The following is an 18930-nucleotide window of genomic DNA, read 5'->3' on the forward strand; positions in this document are numbered from 1 at the left end:
GTCAGCTCGCCGGAGCCGCGTTCAACGGCGATGTCCCTGCGCCGATGCTCGTTCCGGGAGCCTGGTTTACCCCGGGTGCGGAGTTCTCGACACGTCCCGAACTCATGCTGGTCATCTCTATTCCGCGAGGATGCGCCCATCCGGCGAAAGTGCCGAAGTCCCCAGTTGACTCCGAAATCTCGTCCGGATATCTGCGCAGTTCGCCATTGACGATGAGATCGAGCGAAGCCTCGGAATCGGAGCCCATGGCGCGCACGATGACCACCCTGTCCGGGTTCTCCCAGATTCCGACGTCGCCGGTCATGAGCTCGTAGGGATCGACCGATCGGCCGATCTGCTTGATGTCCGACCATTTGGCCGGGGTGTCCGCGTACGCCGATTGCGCGTCGCTGTTCTTCTTATCAGCAAACGCCTTATCCAGCGCCTTGGCCACTACGACCGAAACCCGCTGAACCTTGCCGTCAGGGAACTGATAGTCCACTCCACCGTCCGGACCGGGGGTGAGCGTTGCCGCTTGGTTGCTGTTCGGCGCCTGGTTGACGGGCTTGTCAGTAGCCGAGGGCGGGGCCGGGGCCGGGGTCTGTTGGATCACTGCAGGCGGCGCCCCCTGCACGACGGGCAGCATATTCCGCGGATCCTGGTCAGAGGGATCCCGACCATAGCGGCGATCCAACCGATCTGGATCGGCCAGGTTCCGGTTGTACATCTGGCCCATCAGCATCGGCAAGAGGGAACTCATCATATCCATACCCAGGCCCGAACCTGAGGATGTAGGCATAGAGGGGTATTGCTGCTGCCCCGGATCTCGCTGCGAAGTGCCCGGCGGCCTCGAAGGATCTTTTATGTCCGAACTCTTTCCGTTCGCACCGTTCCCCGCCGCCATCCGGGCAAGCATGGCCTCGAGATCGGAGCTCGACAATGTCTTCGTCGGGTCGGCGACGCCACTCGTCAATCTGTTCTCGATCGCCGCCAACCTATCAGCCAGGCCTTTGGGCAACGTCGTGTTGCCATTCGCCTCATCCTTCAGCGAATCATATATTTGTTTCGCCTGCTCGATGGTCGTCGCTGCCTTGTCCGCGGCCTCCCCAAGGAACTTCAGCACCCAGTCATCTTCTTTACCGGACGGGACCATCCCAGCGTTTTTCCGCATTGTTTCGATCATGGTATTCATTGCTCGCTGCGCTTCATGGGACACGTCCGCAGTCTGCTTTGCCAACGGAGCTATTTTCGCATCGGCCGCCCTTAGACTGCGAAATGCAGCCTTGAGCTGTTCGGCGTAATTATTATACGCGGATACACCTACACCGAGCCCCATTAGCAGAGCGTTCACTTCTGGTGGATCAGGCTGAACCGGCGGGGGCTTCGCGGGCCCGGCGCCAAAGCTGTCATAAATTTTCTTATAGTTCGCCGGTAGGGTTCTATAATACGTATCCACCACCTTCGAAAGACGATAATCTTTATACAGGCCCGGCTTTTCCTGTTCTTCGATAGTCATACCCTTATTGCTCGGCATGTAAATGTCGAGCATCAGCTCACGTTCGACCCCTCCGTCGTCCGAGGTATCACTCATGCCGGCAGTGTGGCGAGTTCAATCGGAATGTGGTTGGGCTTGTCGGGAACACCAACCGGCGTCGAGCCGGACCCACCGTTCGAGCTTGATCCACTGAAAATGCTTCTAGCGAGGAAATCAACTCCTGTTGTAGCACCGCTCCTCAAGGTAAAGGGACGCAAGAATTTTCCAGCCCCTCCGGTCGCTCCAGCCCAGGTGGCGACCCCATCGATAGCACCTACCGCAAGAGCTTTCCAGATTCTATTAGAAAGAGAGCTTTCATGATTCGTATTAAACGCAGTGATTCCACCGATCGCTCCGCCGATCACTCCCATAACGGTTCGTCCGACCGGGCTCAATGAACCAAATCGCATAATAGCTGATGGGAGGATGGCAGCAGCCGCACCAACAATCGTACTGGTGGGTATCTTGTTAAAGTCGAAGGAAAACATCTTCAAACCTCACCGGCCCGGAAATAGCGAACATGTTTCCATCCAGAAGCTACAAAACGAATCGGTTTCTGGATGCATCATGTTTCGATTATCCAGGATTCCCAGGAGTGGGGAAACCTACGGCTGAAGCGCGAAAAAGTCTCGACCAGCCGTAGGTCGTCACAGCGCCACAAGCTGTCCACCGACCATGCTTTCTACTGCAGGGCGAGATCAGCACGAACCCGGCGCTCGATATGGGCGATGAGCTTCTTCAGATCGGCGCAGTACACTGACGGATTTCGAAAACCGGCCCCCTCCCGATACCTATGCACGTAATGCCCGCCACCGCATATGTTGTGGATCGAGCAACACCGGCAGGTGTCGTCCAACGCGGCGGCACCGATTTGACGAGCTATGATCGAGGGCTCCCACAGCGCCAAATCGAGCGGACTTCCCTGGCCCCGAATGGGGATTCGAGCAGCATCTTGGAAGGCCGACTTGAGTTCGTCGACTTGTTCGAGCGAGCCGTCGGTTTCGACAACCGCCAGTCGCACTGGTTCAAGCCCGACAATCTCCGATCCAACACGGCCACCGAGCAACAACTCCATGATGTCCCCGAACAGCCGCACCGCGGTTTCGTGTTCGGGCGAGTCATACCACCTGTCAAACACGGCGATCAACCAGTCACCGTAGGGAGCGCGACCCAGGTCCTCGGTGCGCTCCGGCGGCGGCGCTGCCCAATTTCCATGTGGCAGTAGGAAATCGACCATTGGCGGCTCGAACAGCAGCATCGCCTCGTAGGTTCGCACCGGGTCGTTGTCCAGATCGATGGTGCACAGCAGGCCCGAGAAGAGCTGCCGATATCGTGGAGCCAGCAACTCCTCCAGGCCCGCCACGACCCTGGCGTAGCTACCCCGGCCACGGCGGTCGAGGCGATGCCGATCGTGTTCGTTCTCGCCACCGTCAATGCTGACTCCGATCCTGATATTCCACCGATCGCAGATCCGCAGTACATCCTGGTCGATGAGTACACCGTTGGTTTGCAGTCCGATACCCAGATTAACGACCGGATCCAGCATGTCGCGAGCGGTGCGAGCGAAGTATTCGAGATTGCTGGATCCGACCAACAGCGGCTCGCCGCCATGCAAAACCAGATTGACCGTCAGAAGAGAGAAGCGAACCGCATGATCCTTGATCATCTGGCAGGTCTCATCAAAGATTGGCCGGGTCATCGCCTTCGGCTTGACTCGCCAGCTCTGATCCGCCATTTCATAGATATAGCAATAGTCGCAGGCCAGATTGCAACGACCCTGAATCTTGATGATAAACTCGTTGAACGCCATTGGCCGCCATCCGCCGCGACGGATTTCCGCGAAGTCGAGCCCCCAGCCAGGCCACGGCAATTCACCGACGAACTGATCCACGAGACCGACCCCCCTGGGGTTGTATGAAATTGAGCCGAAGCGCATCGCGAAATTGATACCCGAAGTGAAGTTGGACCCTCAGGGGGAATCTCAAGTAGTTGAACGCACTACCATTTCCCAATGATCGTAATGCACTGGAAAGAATCTCAGATCGTGATCTACTCCCAAACGTGGGAAACAGCAGGTAGCGATACGTTTCGGCTGTCGACTACGTGGTGAGCAACAACAGAATCCATGGTTACCAAACGGCAAACAGGAGTTGTCGAAAAGGGTTGAATCGAGGGGCGACCCTCGTCTATCGTCTCCCCTATGGCCACAAGCTTGCGCGGTCGACCATTCCGAGCGCGTCAAAAATCGTCAAAGTCGACGGACTCGGGCATTTTCAACCAATTCAATAGGCGCTTCATTATACAGATTTCTGCATTTCTACGTGACCATCGACACCTGATTTGGATTTTATTGATCCTATTTGCGTTGTTCATTTTTCCCGGCCTGATAGTTGCGGCGGCAAATGCGGCAAATGGATCTGATATCGGCGAATCTGGAATTGATGCCCTGAGCTGGATGAATGTGCGAGACTCGTATGGGACGCCTCTGGTCAACTACCGTTTCGTCGCCGATCACGGGAGCGTGGCCGATCCCGGCGCTGTAATACTCTGGACGCTGGTCTCGCTGTTGTTCATGATATATATGGTGATTGCCATCACGGCGATCTGGGCTATAGGTGAGGCCTTCAGTTTCGAATGGCTACACATCTTCTCAACTCCGCTACGCACCATGGCACGTGCTATGACCACCATGATCGACACGCCCCTCATGCTGGTGACCGCAGCGACGGCCGGCGCGTTCTTCGCTGGGTGGTTCTACTTGCGCGGGTACCCCAAGAAGGCCACCTGGCAGGTGGTGACTTTGATTGGAGTGGCTGTTCTCGGGCCTATGTTCCTAGCCGACCCTCTCTCGGATGTGCTCTCGTCCGACGGATTGCTCATGCAAGGGCGAGACCTGGGAATCTCGGTCGCAGCAGGGCTGAACGGTGACTCCGATCCGATTCCAGCGCAGGTCGTGCCGAGGGTGGAGGGTGAACTGGCCACCAACCTCGTGCGAGGGCCGGTTCAAATCTGGAGCCTCGGGCGGGTTGTAGACAGCTCCCAAGTCTGTAGAAATGCCTGGTCCACTGGTAATGACAAGCAGATCCGTGCTGGATTGGAAATCTGTGATCGGGTCGCATACGAGAGATCCAGAACGATAGGGCTGGGACAAGTAGGCACAGGTTTGGTATTGCTGCCGTCAGCTGGTCTCGAGCTGTGGCTCGCATTGCTTTTGGCGTTGCGTGTGGTCAAGGCTGGGACACGCTCGATCGGGCAGGGCTTCGCAATAATCGCGGGATTCACAGTGGGTGGCTTCATCTACGGCCCGACTCAGACCTTCCTGGTGCGGAGCCTGGTAGATAGCCTGGTAGCAGCTGCGGAGATGACCGCGTACATGATTTTTCTGGGCTTCTACATGATGTTCCTCGGGGAGATCTTCAAAGGGGCAGAGGGACATACGATGTCGGTCCTGATCACCGCCGCCGTCGTCGAATTCGTCGCGATATCACAACTGCAACACCTCAGCGCTGGTATCAGAAGGGGCAACGACTGGATCGCGAATCGGTTCGCTGTGGCGATACAGAATGGAGTACCTCGAACGGCCGATGGTAGCGCCGGGGGTGGCAACGCTCTGGGGATGGGAGCGATGCGCGCGGGTGGCTCGGCAGGAAGCGGCCTGATACCCAAACTCGGGATGCTCAACACTATAAACTCCTCCCCAGTCGCGGCCTGGCTGGCCGGCGGGGTGGTGAGCCCGTTCCTCCCCCTGTCGAGGCAGCGCAGAAGGATGGACAAACGAAACATCGCGGCCGCGGAATGGAACGCGCTCGAACGCGACGGCCTTCTCATCAAGGCCGGGCTGCGTGCCGATGTTCCTTACGGCCCCAGGACCGACTTGGCCGTGGCTAACATCCTGGATGGGTTCGGTGACAGCCAAGCAACCCCGGGTACCTTGATCGCCGCGCTGGTCAAGGCGGGTGCCACACAGGTCCAAGCGAATCAAGCCCTACGAGCGAGTGCTGTGGCCCGAAGCAGCAGGATGAAGTCCCTCGAGGGCGTATCTTCACTGCAAAGTGCGGTTGCGGCGGCCCTCGCTGTCAACAGCCATAACGGGAATGGAGACCCGCGAAGTGTCTTCGCCAGTCACGCTGTGGTGGCCGCCGACAACTTCGCCCGGCACGCGCGCGCCCTTACGCCGCCTGGACCGTTCAACCCAGCACACCAACCTTTTGTGGACATGTGCCTGGATGCAACGACCTCCTTGGATGATCTGCGCGCGATCACCCCCGCGCAATGGCACGCAGTTGGGTTCAACACGCGCATACACATCGGCAATCAGCTGGCACTACAACACCAAACGCTGGCCAAGGACTACCACAGTGCGTTGACCGCCTTCCGCCCAAATCAGGCGCGAATCGACGGCCTCCGCGGTGACCTCCTGAACTCAGCCATGCGAATGTCGGCGATGCACAGTGGGAATCCACTGTCGCCGTGGCACCACCCATGAGTCGGCGACACGCCAGTCGGCAGCTATTTCCACCGAGGTCTGGTAGCGAAAAAACTGGTCGGGAGTCCGGATTTCGTGACCACCTGGCCCGGTTGCGGTGCTTCGATGCATTCCCCACCGCCCAGGTACATCATGACGTGAGTGGGTTCACCACCGTTGTATTGCTCGGCGGGGAAGATCAGGTCCCCGGGCTTGATATCGGCAGAGTTCACCTTGTCTCCCAAGCGATACTGTTCCTGTGACGTGCGCGGCAGGATCACACCGGCTGCTCGGGCCGCGTACTGGACCAAACCCGAGCAGTCGAAGGTCTCGGGACCTACCGCACCGAACACATATGGTTTGCCGAGTTGTTCGGTTGCCACCGCTATCGCTTTCTGGGCGGCGGCGGAAGCACCGGTCCCGATGGTGCCGGCGTACCTCCTGCCGACAAGGTTGTGGATGTACTGCGCGGTCAAGCCATCGATGGCCGCGGCGGTCTCGGCGGCGCTTACCTGCCCGGCACCAGTCAGCGCGATGCCCTGTTGCAGGGCGATGGTGAGGATGTCGTGTACACGTTGCACCCCGGCAGTGGAGTAGGCCGCCGGTCCGAGCGTGATCAATGCCGAATCGAGCTCCCTTATCAGCGACGTCAGTGCGGCCTGGTCGATCCGGTGGCTTCCGGCTAGGCCGGTGAGATATCCGGCGAGCTTGTCATCGAGATTCAGGAAGGAGGCATGGGCGTTGCTCTGATAGAGCTGTGCAGCTTTGAGGGCTGCGGTGGTGCCGCCCTTGGTACCCGGACCGGCCACCGTCGGAGTTCCTCCTGCGGCCGACTTCGTACCGGGACCGGTACTTCCGCCCGCGCCGTAGGCGCCCCGCAATCGGTTGAGTGCACCCACCGTGGCCTGCGCATGGGACGATGGGGATCCGTCCGCCGCAATGGCGCCGCCCCCCGTCCCCGCGCCACCCAATGCGGATGCGAGCATCGGGAGCATAGTCAGTCCGGAGATCAGAGCCGGCATGATATCGGGGAGTCGCTTGGTGTCGTTGTTCGCTGATGTATCGGTGTCACCGCCACCGTGCCGTTGCGGGCCCGGATTCGACAGGGCACCATTCGAATCCGATCGCGCGGTACGAGAATCCCGCTGTGATTCCGGCGCATCGTGCCGCACGCCAGCGGCGCTCGGTCCAGTCGCTTGTGCCGGACCACCGGCGACCGGAGTCTCAGGCGGTCCTGGCACGGCCTTCGTGAGCCCATCGACAATGAAAGGCGACGCCCCGCGCTCGGTTGTAGGCGTGCCATCCGACGTTACGTCGGGCGATAACGGACCGCCGCTCATGCTCGGCGTGCCGGGCAGATCCGAGGATGTCCGCCGACTCCACGGGTTGATCGATTCAGGCAGGAGCTCTTGTTCCGCGGCAACGACTTCCGACTCCGCCGCTACGTCGGCAGCCTCTGTCCCTTCCACCTGGGCAGCCTCCGTCACGCCGCCCCTCCGAGCATCCGTTTCACTCGCACATCCCATCCACTCGGCATGGGTAGCTGAATAAGTCTGTCCGAGCCCGGATCCCAGCTCACCACAAGCACGTCCACAGCGCGTGCGCGCCCGGCGGAGACCGGTCCGGTCTCCTCGACTATGCCTACTCGCGTGGGCGCGTTGTCCCGATAGTCCCAGAACACCAGATCACCCGGCGATTCCGCCCCGGCTGCGACCAGTCGACCGCAGAGGCTTTGTGCCACAACGTTATCCGGCAGATCGACCGCAGCGCGCGCGCTGGGGAGGGGACATCGGTCGGGCTTCCGACCCGATCGGACAGAGACAAGTGCGTCGACCTCCGCATCGGTGAGCGGGCGGCAATAGCCCTCCGAAGCCAAACCCGCGGCATGCGAAAGGATTGCGGCCGTAACCGCGGCGGGCTCTACCGTTGTGGCTCGAGTGGCGGAACCAACCTCACGGCTGGTAGCACCCGAGCTCCGGCTCACGAGCACCGCGAGTATTTCAGCCACGCATCGTGTTGCCGGACCGGTGGCACGTGCGTTCAACGGCGGTCCTTGTTGGTAAGCAGCGGTCCGCATAGTTTCCGCGCATGCCCGCTGCCGCTCGGAGACCGAGGTGTCATCCGGCGCGAAAGTCAACTCCGCATAGGGATTGGAGTCAAGCGGCGGGTCTTCGGGTATCAGCCTCGATCCCTGGTGCTCGAACACCTTCGCGCTCGATGATGGGTTCGGGGTCGCCACGTCGCACTGATAGTCGAAGTCCGACGCGACCGCTGCGTCGATCCCACCACCGATCACGACCACGAACACGACCGCAAGTCCCATCACGGCTACCAGAATCGCCATGGCCAGACGTAGTCTCACCGGTGTTCCCTTCTCGGAGTCGAGCGAGTCCACCGCAATAGTCCGTGTCCGTGCCCGCTGTCCAAGTGCTGAGCTATCAGAGCAGGTCCTTTACCTGGTCCATCTTCGTCCAGTCGCCGTCTGGCAAACGACTTCCGGGTCGTGCCAGCTGTTTCCACGGCGAATACGCCAACTCCTTTGCCAAGACCTCTGTGTCCTGTGTCTCCGCCAGGTGTTCACTGACAGCGCGATGGAAATCACGATTCGTCGGGTCTTTGATGAGCTGTTCCACTGAGCCATGGATGTCCATCGCGTGCTTGTTTCCGATCCATGCCCACATACGCTGGGCATCTGCCAGTTGCACGTTTGCATCCAGCAGTTCCTTCGCTATGGAACCGTCGGGAGGGGTTTCCTGGCCCAATGTCCCCGTTGTTAATATGGTTCCCAGTTGTTCGATGCGCTCACGGGGCCTGTCGCCGGCCATATAAGCGTCAACAAACTTCCTCTGTGGCCCCTGTTTGTGGCCGTCGTCCAGCGTGATATCACCCTGGTTTGCTCGGCGGAATCGATAGGCCGCCGCCTGCAGAGTCGCCAAGTCCGCCGCGACCCCATGGGGATTGTGGGGCTCCCGCCCTCCCGATCCGCCACTCACCAGCCCGTCGGAGCTGTACTCCACCCGTGCCATCGCCGCGACTGTACCGGCCAAGCGCTCGTCGGATATCTTGCGGTCGTTCACATTGCCCATGACAATTCCCCACGAATTGATTGCTCGCTGCACGAGCGGGACATCGGTGAAGCCCGCACCTTGCAACGCACCGTTCAGATCGCCGGGGCTGGCACCTTGGTCAACAGCATGCTGGATCGCCATGGCCGCACCACGGACGGTATTGATACCGCCGGCCATCAGCGCGCCCTCTCGTGCCGCCCCTGCCCACAACTGCCGGTTGAGCGCGGCCTGGATCTGCCAGCCCATCGGACCGCCCAGACCCGCCACACTCCATACACCCCATTGGGCACGTGAGGCTATCGTCTCCGCGTTGGCATCGAGCCGAAGCGGGCTTCGCTTCCCCAAAAGGCGCTCGGCGACAATCGAATTGCCAACCGTATTGATAGCACCAAGAGTGGCAAGCATACCTAAGCCGTTATGGTGCGTACCGATCGTGCCCATTCCTGCTGTGGCTCCACCACCAGAGATCCGGGTCGTATCAACACCGTGCAACGTTTGCGAGAATCGGTTGGCCACCCAATCGTTCCCGCGATCCAGGCTCGCATTCAGTCGCTTCAGCTGCGTGATCGCAAGAAACTCCAGAATCACAGCCATGATGAGGACAGACATCTCGTGTCCGCGCGCATGCTCGAAGATGTTGCCTAGAAAGAGCACATACACGCCGAGGAATGTCACCAGCGCGGCCATCCGCAACGCGGCGAAGAAGGCATGCACGACGTCGCGCACCAGCATCGTCTGCGTTGGTCCGTAGATGAAACCGCCAGCCGCGAAGCCAAGTATGACCTTGAAAGCCCGAAGGCTCACTTCCACGACCGAGCCGACAATGCTGATCGCGAGCCTGACACCGAACCCTAGCAATCCCGCTCCGGAGATCAGAAAGATCAGACCCGCACCGAACTGCAGAGGGCTGGGCTTACGGGTCGCCGCATAGGCTTGACTGTCACCGCATGAGTGGATAGCCTCCCTGACTCGTTCGCCATCGCCGGTGTTGAGGGTGGTCGACCATGCAGCCCCACAGACGGGCCGCTCATCGATCAAATGCTCGAAGTTCCATAGATGTAACTCCTTTCGTCCGAAGTTGTCGGCAAGTATTACGTCCACGGACTCCACCACCGCGTCGGGTTGCGGACTTCGATCACCGTTGAGGCCGGCTGCGATCGCGATACCCAGATCGCGACCCTGGCTGAACCAACCATCCGAGTCCAGAACATCCGCCAACGGATCGGCGAGGAACATCGGGCCGAGCACCGCGACCGCGATCATTGTCACGATCTGTATCACCGCTTTTGCATGTAGCCCGCGTATGACAAACCATGCCACACAAAATGCACCGATCGAGGCCCCTGTGATGAGCACTATCGGAATGCTCACCTGCTCCGAAAATCCCCTGGCGATCGCCCGCAGGGGAGTGGCGAACAGGGCCATCCAACGGAAACTGAGCACGAAGCCGATCAGCCATATGCCGGTGACCACGATCAACATCCAGCCGGCGAATTCCAGCTGGATAGCCATGGCGAGCCCATAAGTGTCTGGGGGCATGAATCCACTGGTATGGGTGACAAACATGTAGTTTGACAGGTTCACCCCAGACGAGTCTCGAATATTCATCCAACCGAGCGCTCCGCCGGTGGGCGAGGAACCCGACGGACCGCTCTCGGCTGTCGCGACCGCACCCAGACAACCGGGAATGACGGCGAGCCCCAGAATTATTCCGACGATCACAACAGTGCGGTGGCGGCGCCGCGACGCTCGGACCCAGTCTCTGCCTCGGTTCAGCATGATCCCAGGCCTCAAGAGCCCCAAAACCAATTCTGTTCCAGCCTCGAGAGACCGTGTCAAGGCGAATAGACCACGTTGCGCGGCAATATCGTTCACAACGTTGCCGGTCCATGATGGATCGCGGTCTTGCCGGCGCCCGGTGTGCTGGTAATGGCAGCCGCGCGATCGGCACGCGCCGGACCGAGAATCTTGCCGCGTCCGATCCGATTCAACGCGTCCCGCATGAACATTTCCCCACGCCGCTCCTCCGGAACCTGACGCCCGGGCCCGATCGGAGGTGAGGTGTCCTCGCGCAGGATCTGCAATAGGTAGGGCGCCTCATCGAGATCAACTCCCAACCATTCGAGGCTATTACGCGCCAGGATTTCATCCCGCTGCCGGAAGACGAAGCGATTCGGAATGAGATTGTGTGCGGCGCCTTGGAAGTCGGTTGCCGGATCATGGGAAGCCAAACCGATCGCGGCAAGATGTTTGCGGCCGTCCCGGCTGAAATCCGAGGTCACCGCCGCACCGACCTGTGTCTGGGTGAAATGGTGGGCCTCATCTCCGATGAGCAGTCCGAAGCGGCCGTTGTCGCGCAGGAACGCTTCTCGCGCGGCAACTCCCACGAGTTCGTAGAGCGCCGTGCCCAGTCGCTTGGTGAGCGGGAGCCGGTTGTATAGGTGTGGGGTGGTCAGTTCCTCGGCCGACGGCAGCGCCACCTGGTGACTACGGATCACCGTGGCGGCCGCGTCAAGCCGCAAGGGTGCCAATGTCGGGTCGAAGAGCACCGGAACCCGGTCGGCGACCGTACCCAGCCTCGATCCCAGGTCCGCGTACTCCTCACCGATTCCGGGCGTATCACGCAGACGCAGCACGACCTGAAACAGATCCACCAACGATCCGATCCGATGTTCGGCCATACCGCGAGGGGTGAGTAGTGAACTCGCCGCAGCACCGGCGCCCGAGGTCGGCGAGAGATCGAGCAGTGGCAGAATCGAATCCAGAGTGCGTTCGCCCGCGATACGTGGATCGAACAAGCGCAATGGGTCGAGGGAGACAGTTGGATTCGCCAGATCGATGACCACCGCGTCATCGATGGCGGAGGCGAAGTGCTCCCACTCCCCCACCTGACTGCGGTCGATAGCCAGGAACTGCCCGCCCATGTCATTTACCAGCGCGGCAATTAGTTTCAGCAGGTACGACTTGCCCGATCCCAACTCACCGGTGACCGCGAACGAGGCTGACAAATCGTGCAGCGCGGCCTCCATGATGCCGAAGTGGATCGGCTCGAAATGCCCCGACATCAGGTTCACCCCGATCACCGGACCGCTGTCGTCCCCGATCTGGCTGCTGGTGAACGGCACGAACCCGGCCCACATATCCGAGGGCACGATGTGGGCGAAATCGTCATACGCGCGACGCTGAGGACTTCCGGGGACCAGCATGGACCACAAATCAACCTGCGCGCCCAGTGGTGCGGTGAGTTCGACCTGGAACCGTCGGTACCGGCGCTTGAGTAGGTTCACGGCGTCCATGGTCGCCTCACGAGTCGAACTTCCGACCGCGATGACCGTCGTGAACGACACCTCTGACTCCGCGCCGTTCACCTCGAAATGGCTGTTGTACTCGCCGAGCATCTGCGCCTTGGACATCAGCGTGTTCTGCGCGAACGAGACTTCCTGGTCGCGTTGGTCCATCTGCTCGCCTAGACGGCGCAGATTGGTTTCGTTGTTCTTGAGTACCTGATCCGCAGGCCGGGTGGAGACCCGGATCCCCCAATCCACGGTGACATCGCCGAGACCCTCGATCACATTGAGGAATTCGCTGCCACCGGGAAAAGTCATGCCCGCGTAGGGAAATGAGTGTGGAGTGAGCATCGCTTGATAGGACGGACGGAACTCGAACTCTGGCTGCACCACCTTGATCACCGGCACGAACGAGGGCCGCAACCGCCGGCCACTATCGGCCTGCGCACCTTCGTCCAGTGCTGCCGACCGAAAGACCGCCGCGGTCGCGTCATCGAGCGCGCCGGCCCGGGTGGGGGCCACCGGATCCCCGGCCGCGCCTCGGGAAAGATAGTGCTCCCACAACCATTGGAACAGCGCCGCCGGAACCGGAAGCGGGTCGAAGTCCCCGCCGATCCTGGACAGGATCTCCGTGGCTTTCTCCTCGTAACCCTCGAGATCGGCACGAGTCAGTCCGGACAGGTCCGCCGGGCTACCGCCACGCCACATTCGACCCAGCGACGACATACCTGGGTTGGCGGAGCCGACCGGCATGGATAGCAGGAAGATTCGCGTCTGCGGGGCGATCGCGCGTACTCGCTCGTACGCCGCGACGACCTCGATCGCATAGGCTTCGGATTCGTCGAGATCGACGCCTTCGACCATTTTGCTCAGCACATCGAGAGTGTTGAGTCCAGCCTGGATCCCCAGCAACAGTGAGCCGTTGGGCAAGCTGTTGATGAGTGCATGGTGGGAGGCCTTGACGTCGAATTTGTCACTGGCCTTGCGCAATCCGTAGCCGAGCGGATTGATGAAGTAGGTAGCGGTCACCAGACCCGCATGCGTGAACTGGAGGTTCCCGCGGATGGCAGCGGTCGGTTGCAGATCGCGGTCGAAGGCCATCAGACGCGCCCGCCGGGAAGTAGTGCTCGGCCGCCATCGGTTGCCGCAATGAGGCTGAGATTCAAGGCCTCGGGACTAGCATTCGAGCCCGCGTTCTGTTCGTGCGAAAGAATGATTACCACGGTCTCCTCGATGAACAACGTGTGCCGGACCGACTCCGCATCGATCGGCATCCCGGAGGCGGACACAGGTTTACGGTGTGTGAGCAGTCGGCCGACCCATAGCGCGCGAGAGGTCATCCGAACGCCGGTGTACGGAATCAGACCCACGGCGAACACGCTCAGCACGGTCACTACCAACCCAGCCACGAAAGTGATCGCTGGATTGATCGGCAGATTCATCGAGCCCACCGCGGTAATCGACAGCAGGCCGGCGGCCGCTGCGATCTGCGGCAGCGTATAGGGACCGAAGGGCAGCTTCTGACCGTTCTGTGCCTTCCCGATCATCGTCGGGACGCGTTTGATCGGAGTGAAGACCTTGATAACCGAAGTCATCAGTGGTACTTACCGATCGGGAAATCCGGCACGATAACGCGAGAGTCCTCGCGGGCGTAGTTGACGATGGTCGGTAGGATCCAAAATAGTACCGCCGCAACGATTGCCGACCCGGTGACGGCGAACACCCTGGCAGGTGAAAGCTTGTTCTTGGTCGCCTCGGAAATGAGAATCGCCATACTGGCGATGGTCAGGATAATCAAGCCGATCCAGCGGAAGATGAGCAGTATTCCGTAAAGAATATTGCCGAGTTGCGTGCCCATGCGGATTCCTTTCCCGGTCAGTTCTGTGTTGCCTGCGGGACCTGTGCCGCGCTCACTGGGCTCTTGGATGTTGCTGAAGTCGACGGAGCAGCGGCGCCGCCGGGTGACTGCATCGATCCCGCGGTCAGCGGAAGTTTGAGTGCGGGAACCGAATCCACCGACCTGACCTGCCACTGCCCGGCTGCGAGAATCATGGCCAGCGGGTAGGTCAGCGTGGGGGTGCCTGTACCGTCGAGCTTCGGATTCACCGAGACGAGTATCCGCGCCGTGGAACCACTCGCACCACAGGAAGAGTTGTCAGCATTGACCATGGTCGTCTCCACGGAGGTGAATGGAGCGGGACGCAAGGTCGCGATCCCTGAGTTCGGCGTGGTGTAGCGGGCGATATCCCCCGTGCCGGTCAGCAACGCCTGCAGGAATCCAGCGGCCACCTGTGCGAGCGGGGTGTCCGCGGCACAGGTCGCGCGGTAGTCCAATGCCAAATCGGGTCCATGGCTGGGTGGTTCGACGACGGCGGGAAGCGAGAGAGCACGTAGCCTGCCCTCGATCACTGCGACCGCTACCTGATAGCACTGCCGTGAATCATCAGCTATCGCACTGGTTTTGCGGACGATACGGATCGACACCGTCACAGACCACACGTCCACCCCGCCGCTGGCTGCCTCACGACTCACATACACCACGATCGGATCCACCACCTGGCGTCCGGTCGTCGGCAGGGTTGCCTGCGGCGCTCCTCCGACGAACTCCAAGATCCGATCCTGTTGTCCGGCAGCGGCACTCAGATATCTGACGATGAATTCCTGCGCAAAGGATTCAACCAGCTGCGATCTGCCGATCAACGATACTGTCGAATTCTCGGACGGACCCGATGGCGGCTGGGAAAACGCATCCACAATCGCGTGCCCACCGCCGAATACCGCAAGAATCGCGAGTACGACTACGACTACATTGTCCCGGCGTCGGCGTGCGGCCATCCTGCGGAGCAGGGCCTCACCTGATTCTGCTCGCCTGCCACTGGATACGCTCACCATCGGAATGGTAGAGAGCAAGTGGCGCACAGCTACTCAGCCGCACTCCCAGCAGTGGGAATGATTTCAGGTGACGACCTTGTCGTTCTCACCCGATCAGCCGATAGCGTAATTGTTCGTCATAGCCGATCGGTACACTGGCCACTGGTGCCCCTGGGCTATCGCACAGCGGTCCGGGCATCGCGGAACGATCTGCGGCGCAAACAAATTGCGCGATCGCCAAGGGACTACTCGTATACCCGGGGTAGGGATACAGCAGTAGAGAACTGGGCGTGTAGCCCCCGCCGTAGTCGAGAGTTCGCACCGTCGCCCCTACTGCGTATCCCGCCCGAACCTGGCTTCCGAGCTCGGCCACCTGAGCACGATCGTTGGGATGGAAGACATCGCTGGGCCGGAACAGGTAGTCCCATCGAATCCACGGGGCCGGATCGGTCAGCCAATGCGCGATAGCAGCGTGTTCGAGCTGGATCACGGCCAGACGAGTGCCCGCGCGGCGGTGCGCTTCACGCAGGGCAGTGTTCTCCAGCGCGCGACCGGTGTTCAATTGGTGCTCGGCGGTGACATCCTCGATCAGCCACCACGCACCCCTGCCCTGCTCATCATCTCGACCGCGAATGCTGAAGCGCCATCGGCCCGCACGTCCTGTGCCACTGGTGATGGTGGCATCGAATTGCAGCTTGGCCCCGGCCTTCGCCTCATACAGCAGATCCAGGACCTCGACATGACGATCGAACCCACAGGCCCGGTGGAACAGCTCCGCGATCGACGTCCTGGGCACGTATTCCTCGGCGGACATCCCGGTCAACTCGGTGATGCCACTGGGCAGGGCGATCGTCTGCGATTCGAGATCCCAGAATGCCCCGATAGCCGCGGGCGGTGCCGGGGCGGGTTCGGCCGCAGGACCCATCCACAGCTGTACCCCGTGCACGTCACCGGCGGGCCCGAGAACCGGTCGCGCCCATAGTATGTGCGGGCCGGATCGACTCGGGACCGTCAGTTTGAACTCGGTGGCCTGCTCGCGAACCGCGAGGACAGCGGTGGTGATGCCGTGGGGTGTCATACCCTCGTAGAGCGCGGGGGTCTTGGCCAGCTGCCGCTGTAGTACCCGCTGCCAGGCAGCGAAGTCGCGTGCTTGGTGACCGACAGAGGAGACCGTGAGGGCCTCGGGCGTCAGGGTTTCCACCGTCAGCCAAGGGGTCGAAGGGGTGCTTCGCATGTCGCCCATTTGCCCCAGCCTCGTCTCAGGACCCGAAGCCTCAGAAGATTTACCCACTCTTTCAATGTACCGTTATATAGCGGCTCATTCAATGTAAGTTGACTTTGAGTGTCCGAAAAGTGTCTGGTTGACCGTTCGGCAGCTGATTCCGCGCGACATGCCCACTGGTGATTACTTGCTCGCGAGGAGAGCCAGCACACCCGCACCAGCCAGTACGCCCAGATCACCCAGTTGCGAGGGCAACACCCGCAATCCGGCGAGATAGCCCGGCCTGGAAGATCCCGCGACCGCCTCACCCAGGGGTTTCCACAACGCTGGGCCCGCCGACGCCATACTTCCACCGACAATCACCAGGTCGATATCAAGTAATGCGGCCGCCGACGAGATCGCCTTGCCGAGCGTGGTTCCAGCTCGGCCGAGTGCCGCGAGAGCGATATCATCCCCTTCCCGGGCGGACGCCAGGAGCGCGCTCAAGGAGTCGCCCGACCACCCTTGTCCACGTGCCCAGCGGCGGATCGCCGCACCGCTGGCCACGGCCTCCACACAACCCCGCCCACCACACTCACATGGTTCGTCGAAGCCTGGCACCAGCATGTGCGCGATGCTGCCGGCATTTCCGGTGCGTCCTACCACCGCGAAGCCTCCGACGGTCACACCACCGGCGATATGGTCCGAGAGTGAGATGGCCAGCGAGTCCATCGCGTCCTGAGCGCCGCCGAAGCTACGCTCGGCCAACGCCAGGCAGACCCCGTCGAGAGCCATACTCACCGCAGCGGTGGGAAAGAGTTTGCGGGCGGCTTCCGCAATCGCGAAACCCGTTCGCCACTGCGGTATTTCGACCGAAGCCACTACCCCGGCCGCCATATCGATCGGCCCCGCGCAGGCGATGCCCAACGCGGTGACCTCGGTACCCGCCGCCACCTCGAGCAGCAGATCCCTACATCCTTCCCAGGGTTCTGAGTCCGGCAAAGGAATGCGCCGTATCGCGTCGGAACCGATATCGTCATCTACCTGGCCGGCAGCGAATCCAGCGGCGCCCACTTCCAGAGCCAGCACGGTCATGAGTTACCCACGATCATGGGGATATTTCCAATCGATCAGCGGAAGTGCACTAGTCGGTGCCGGTGGGCCGTAGCGGCTGGCCGAGCACGAGGTGCCGACGCGGTGGGGGCAGGGCGGACGCACTCCGGTCGGGGCCGGCACCGGTGCGAATAATTCGCATGGGTCGATTGCGATCGACCGATGCGATGCGATGGCGATCGAGATTCTCAACCACCTTGCCGGCGTTGTCGTAACCGACCCCGGCCCAGATCATCGCCCTGGGCGCATCGCCCCTGGCGATGAAAGTCTCTGCCAGCAGCGCACATTGGGTCAGCAGCGGGCAGGTTTGGCAGATCTCCACGGCCATTCGCCATGATTCGGGAGTGCCGATGTCGAGATCCCAAGCATTCGGAACATCCGCGCACGGCGGGTGATTGGATCGGATCGAAGCCGCACTGGCCGTCGAGGTCGCGGGGGAAACCCTGTTCAGGGCAGGGATATGGGTGATACTCATAGCCGTCTCCGGAAAATGCGGGGGCACAGCATGATTCGCTCGTGTCCCACTGATCGGGCGGTCGTCGGGGCTGATCGAGCAGTCCCCGGAAGCGGCTGCAGTAGCCGGTAGAGGCACGTTAACCGAGATGTGTCCAGCCCGCAAGGCTTATGCCGTTACATAACGGGACATTGACTTAGGTTCAGCGGTGATGCATCGTTGTATAGCGGCTCGATAGTTTCGGAACTGCATCCCAGCCCGAGATCTGGATCCCGAGGATGATCGGCAACTTGGAATACACAATCGATGAACTGGCGCGGGTGGCCGACACGACCGTGCGCAGCGTCCGCGTGTACCACGAACGCGGCCTCCTACCCTCGCCCGATGTACGTGGCCGAATTGGCTACTACGGCGTCGACCACCTGAGCAGGTTACAGACAATCAGTCGGCTGCTGAATCGCGGAATGAAGCTAAACGGAATCCGCGAGCTTCTGGAAGCCTGGGACCGCGGTGACGGACTCGCCGAAATCCTCGGCGTGCCGGAGCAGCCCGACGATACGACGCCGGAAACGACCACAGCCAAGGCGCCTGTCCCGCAGCTGCCGGAATACATGCGCAAGGCATTGGCGGCCACTGATCCGCTCGAAGGCTACCGGCTGGCCAATCCGCATTGCTCTGATCTGGCGACCCGGCTGGTCGATGCCGGTCTCTCTACTACGTCCGCATTCGGTCTGGTCGAGCGTTTCAGAGCGGATGTCGACGAGGCTGTCGATCGCTACGCAGCCGAGCTGTTTTTCCATATGGCGGGCAAACCATTCATACAGTCCGCCCGCGAAGTTGGTGACCGCAGTGACTTCGAGACCAATGTCGCCATCGCCCGCCTGATGACCAATCGCGCCGCTGCCGAACTGGTAGATCAGGCCCTGGCCCGGCATACCGAACCACCCACGGTCTGACG

15 protein-coding genes are annotated in these 18930 nt (G+C 61.0%); 2 read left to right on the top strand and 13 right to left on the bottom strand.

The window, feature by feature from the left end; translation table 11 throughout:
- Nucleotide 1: 1 nt before the first annotated feature.
- The 3 genes from ACFVUS_RS27195 to ACFVUS_RS27205 all read right to left on the bottom strand — a co-directional run bounded on the left by ACFVUS_RS27195 (nucleotide 2) and on the right by ACFVUS_RS27205 (nucleotide 3404).
- Entirely contained in the window at nucleotides 2-1570 is a 1569-nt protein-coding gene (locus tag ACFVUS_RS27195; RefSeq protein WP_387772231.1) for a hypothetical protein, read from the bottom strand.
- On the bottom strand, nucleotides 1567-2001 hold the full coding sequence (locus ACFVUS_RS27200; RefSeq protein WP_387772234.1) for a hypothetical protein: 435 nt from the start codon (nucleotides 1999-2001) through the stop codon (nucleotides 1567-1569). Before ACFVUS_RS27200 ends, ACFVUS_RS27195 begins: the two co-directional genes overlap by 4 nt.
- Nucleotides 2002-2195: 194 nt before the next feature.
- Nucleotides 2196-3404 carry an FxsB family cyclophane-forming radical SAM/SPASM peptide maturase gene (locus tag ACFVUS_RS27205; RefSeq protein WP_387772237.1) on the bottom strand — a complete coding sequence of 403 codons (1209 nt, stop codon included), beginning with the start codon at nucleotides 3402-3404 and terminating at the stop codon, nucleotides 2196-2198.
- 309 nt (nucleotides 3405-3713) lie between these two features.
- On the opposite strand from ACFVUS_RS27205, the gene ACFVUS_RS27210 reads away from it, so the two are divergent.
- The gene (locus ACFVUS_RS27210; RefSeq protein WP_387772240.1) at nucleotides 3714-5999 is read left to right on the top strand and encodes a hypothetical protein; all 2286 of its coding nucleotides are present in this window, start codon (nucleotides 3714-3716) and stop codon (nucleotides 5997-5999) included.
- Between the two features lie 23 nt (nucleotides 6000-6022).
- Here ACFVUS_RS27210 and ACFVUS_RS27215 read toward each other — a convergent pair whose 3' ends face one another.
- The 10 genes from ACFVUS_RS27215 to ACFVUS_RS27260 form a co-directional block, all read right to left on the bottom strand.
- Entirely contained in the window at nucleotides 6023-6964 is a 942-nt protein-coding gene (locus tag ACFVUS_RS27215) for a C40 family peptidase (protein ID WP_387772243.1), read from the bottom strand.
- A gap of 497 nt (nucleotides 6965-7461) precedes the next feature.
- Nucleotides 7462-7719, bottom strand: coding sequence for a hypothetical protein (locus ACFVUS_RS27220; protein WP_387772246.1), 258 nt, complete (start codon nucleotides 7717-7719; stop codon nucleotides 7462-7464).
- Between the two features lie 697 nt (nucleotides 7720-8416).
- Nucleotides 8417-10654 (bottom strand): hypothetical protein, encoded by a 2238-nt coding sequence (locus ACFVUS_RS27225; protein WP_387772249.1) that lies wholly within the window; start codon nucleotides 10652-10654, stop codon nucleotides 8417-8419.
- Nucleotides 10655-10917: 263 nt separating this feature from the next.
- Nucleotides 10918-13434 (bottom strand): ATP-binding protein, encoded by a 2517-nt coding sequence (locus ACFVUS_RS27230; protein WP_387772252.1) that lies wholly within the window; start codon nucleotides 13432-13434, stop codon nucleotides 10918-10920.
- Nucleotides 13434-13928: a hypothetical protein gene (locus ACFVUS_RS27235; protein ID WP_387772255.1), complete on the bottom strand. Its 495-nt coding sequence runs from the start codon at nucleotides 13926-13928 to the stop codon at nucleotides 13434-13436. The genes ACFVUS_RS27230 and ACFVUS_RS27235 overlap by 1 nt, the downstream gene beginning before the upstream one ends.
- A complete protein-coding gene (locus ACFVUS_RS27240; RefSeq protein ID WP_387772258.1) occupies nucleotides 13928-14191 on the bottom strand; it encodes a hypothetical protein in 264 nt (87 codons plus the stop codon). Before ACFVUS_RS27240 ends, ACFVUS_RS27235 begins: the two co-directional genes overlap by 1 nt.
- 17 nt (nucleotides 14192-14208) lie before the next feature.
- Nucleotides 14209-15225 carry a conjugal transfer protein gene (locus tag ACFVUS_RS27245; RefSeq protein WP_387772261.1) on the bottom strand — a complete coding sequence of 339 codons (1017 nt, stop codon included), beginning with the start codon at nucleotides 15223-15225 and terminating at the stop codon, nucleotides 14209-14211.
- 85 nt (nucleotides 15226-15310) lie between these two features.
- Nucleotides 15311-16447, bottom strand: a complete 1137-nt coding sequence (locus ACFVUS_RS27250; RefSeq protein ID WP_387772264.1) for a GAF domain-containing protein — start codon at nucleotides 16445-16447, stop codon at nucleotides 15311-15313.
- 162 nt (nucleotides 16448-16609) lie between these two features.
- Entirely contained in the window at nucleotides 16610-17500 is an 891-nt protein-coding gene (locus ACFVUS_RS27255; protein WP_387772267.1) for an ROK family protein, read from the bottom strand.
- A gap of 49 nt (nucleotides 17501-17549) precedes the next feature.
- The gene (locus ACFVUS_RS27260; RefSeq protein ID WP_387772270.1) at nucleotides 17550-17846 is read right to left on the bottom strand and encodes a hypothetical protein; all 297 of its coding nucleotides are present in this window, start codon (nucleotides 17844-17846) and stop codon (nucleotides 17550-17552) included.
- Between the two features lie 404 nt (nucleotides 17847-18250).
- On the opposite strand from ACFVUS_RS27260, the gene ACFVUS_RS27265 reads away from it, so the two are divergent.
- Nucleotides 18251-18928 carry a MerR family transcriptional regulator gene (locus ACFVUS_RS27265; RefSeq protein ID WP_387772273.1) on the top strand — a complete coding sequence of 226 codons (678 nt, stop codon included), beginning with the start codon at nucleotides 18251-18253 and terminating at the stop codon, nucleotides 18926-18928.
- Nucleotides 18929-18930: the final 2 nt, after the last annotated feature.

This window comes from Nocardia sp. NPDC058058 (assembly GCF_042885355.1).
In the GTDB taxonomy this organism is placed as follows: domain Bacteria; phylum Actinomycetota; class Actinomycetes; order Mycobacteriales; family Mycobacteriaceae; genus Nocardia.

What these genes read in the sequence shown, in the direction of transcription:
- ACFVUS_RS27215 (WP_387772243.1), bottom strand. Translation starts at nt 6,964, where the DNA reads ATGCTCGCATCCGCATTGGGTGGCGCGGGGACGGGGGGCGGCGCCATT.
- ACFVUS_RS27195 (WP_387772231.1), bottom strand. Translation starts at nt 1,570, where the DNA reads ATGAGTGATACCTCGGACGACGGAGGGGTCGAACGTGAGCTGATGCTC.
- ACFVUS_RS27255 (WP_387772267.1), bottom strand. Translation starts at nt 17,500, where the DNA reads ATGACCGTGCTGGCTCTGGAAGTGGGCGCCGCTGGATTCGCTGCCGGC.
- ACFVUS_RS27225 (WP_387772249.1), bottom strand. Translation starts at nt 10,654, where the DNA reads ATGAATATTCGAGACTCGTCTGGGGTGAACCTGTCAAACTACATGTTT.
- ACFVUS_RS27235 (WP_387772255.1), bottom strand. Translation starts at nt 13,928, where the DNA reads ATGACTTCGGTTATCAAGGTCTTCACTCCGATCAAACGCGTCCCGACG.
- ACFVUS_RS27230 (WP_387772252.1), bottom strand. Translation starts at nt 13,434, where the DNA reads ATGGCCTTCGACCGCGATCTGCAACCGACCGCTGCCATCCGCGGGAAC.
- ACFVUS_RS27260 (WP_387772270.1), bottom strand. Translation starts at nt 17,846, where the DNA reads ATGGCCGTGGAGATCTGCCAAACCTGCCCGCTGCTGACCCAATGTGCG.
- ACFVUS_RS27200 (WP_387772234.1), bottom strand. Translation starts at nt 2,001, where the DNA reads ATGTTTTCCTTCGACTTTAACAAGATACCCACCAGTACGATTGTTGGT.
- ACFVUS_RS27210 (WP_387772240.1), top strand. Translation starts at nt 3,714, where the DNA reads ATGGCCACAAGCTTGCGCGGTCGACCATTCCGAGCGCGTCAAAAATCG.
- ACFVUS_RS27245 (WP_387772261.1), bottom strand. Translation starts at nt 15,225, where the DNA reads ATGGTGAGCGTATCCAGTGGCAGGCGAGCAGAATCAGGTGAGGCCCTG.
- ACFVUS_RS27250 (WP_387772264.1), bottom strand. Translation starts at nt 16,447, where the DNA reads ATGGGCGACATGCGAAGCACCCCTTCGACCCCTTGGCTGACGGTGGAA.
- ACFVUS_RS27240 (WP_387772258.1), bottom strand. Translation starts at nt 14,191, where the DNA reads ATGGGCACGCAACTCGGCAATATTCTTTACGGAATACTGCTCATCTTC.
- ACFVUS_RS27265 (WP_387772273.1), top strand. Translation starts at nt 18,251, where the DNA reads ATGATCGGCAACTTGGAATACACAATCGATGAACTGGCGCGGGTGGCC.